This is a genomic window from Trinickia mobilis (genome assembly GCF_017315705.1).
GTDB lineage: Bacteria > Pseudomonadota > Gammaproteobacteria > Burkholderiales > Burkholderiaceae > Trinickia_A > Trinickia_A mobilis.
Genome location: NZ_JAFLRF010000113.1, coordinates 1 through 1,461, shown reverse-complemented (window position 1 = coordinate 1,461; position 1,461 = coordinate 1). Strand labels below are relative to the sequence as shown.

1 protein-coding gene is annotated in these 1,461 nt (G+C 65.1%); it reads left to right on the top strand.

Annotated elements, in window-relative coordinates; all coding sequences use genetic code 11:
• Positions 1-220 precede the first annotated feature (220 nt).
• A partial coding sequence (locus J3489_RS37170; protein WP_207005766.1) for a dermonecrotic toxin domain-containing protein occupies positions 221-1,461 on the top strand: 1,241 nt, incomplete at its 3' end.

Genomic DNA, 1,461 nt, shown 5'->3' with positions numbered 1-1,461 from the left:
TCGCGGTCAAGCTGATCTCGATCTCGGCCGTGCTGCTCGCCTGCGGGCGCTGGATGGGCGTCGAGATTCTCCAACTGGCGCAGCAGGTGTTCGACGCCATCCCGGCGGTCGGGCACTGAGTCGCGCCTCCCGCCGCCGCACGGAACCGGCGCGGGCGCGGCTTTCACTCAATGGGTAAGAATCGGCGCGCGCCGGCCTTGCCCAACCAGTGAGAAACATCATGGAAATACGCAACCGCAGCCCCCTCGAACCATTGATCGACAACCACGGCGACCGTCCGGATGCAGCCGCCAAACCTCCCGGCGCGGCGCTGCGTTCACGCGACGACGCAATCCGCTTCGATCGCCCGGCCGGGGAGCGGGCCGGGACAGATTACGGCGGCAAGCAACCCGCCGCCGCGCCCCGCAAGCCGGATACAAGTTCGGCCGGGCAACCCGTCGCCGGCCCGGTGCTCACGCGCAAGCGGCGCCTCGCGCCCCTTCTCGTGTCCATCGCGTCTCGAGGCACGCAAACGCCGCCGGCATCACCCGGCGCCGACTCGACAGTACAGTCGCTCGCGCAGGAGCTGAAGCGCGATTTCCCCGATCTGCGCCAGATGGCGTCGAGCTACATCAAGGGCGAAATCAAGTCGCGCGCGGGCATCGATCTCGATCCCGATAAAACCTATCTGCACCGGTTCATCAATGCCGAAAGCGATGGGCGCGCATTGACCGGTTGGACACACGATGGGCCGCCCACCCGTTCGCAGACCTTGACCGATACCGTGCTGTCGAATTTCGGCCCGCACAACCGGCGGCAACCCGGCGACCTGAACGCGTTGGCCGGCGTGTATTCCGAAGGCCCGTCCGCCAAGCATTTCGGCGTCCATAACGAGGTCAGGATCCGGCCGTCGGAAATCATGGACATCGTCCGGGATGGCGACTTCGACGCCACCGCCCGACGCTCGCTCAACGACTTCTGGGACAAGAACCAGGATCGCTACCGGGCGGCGCTCAAGGGCGCCTATCTGGCCTCGGCGGTAAAGCAGCGAAACGACAGGAAACTCTCCGACGAAGGGTTCCAGCTCGCCCTCGATGCCGCCGGCACAAGGTCGCAGAACGCGGCCAACCCCTCACTCGCCGATCTGCAGGCGACGCCGCCGCTTCGCTCGGATATCAGGATCAGCAAACTCAATATCAACGGCTCCACCGCCAGCGATATCCTGCAAATCGAGCGCGGCGACAAGAAGCTGCTTTATGTGCCGGGCAGCGACCAACCGTTTCATGAATTTTCAGGTCTGCAAGCGCGCAATAACTGGGTGGCCGCGCAAGGGGGCGACGATTTACGCCGCAGGGAGCTCGCCTCGCATTTTTCGCTGCACGACCAGCAGGACGGCGGCGTCGATGCGTCGCTCAAGCAACTGCACGACGGCACCTTGTCGCCGCTCGCGATCAATTTCATGCCGTCCACCCGAAGCCGTGC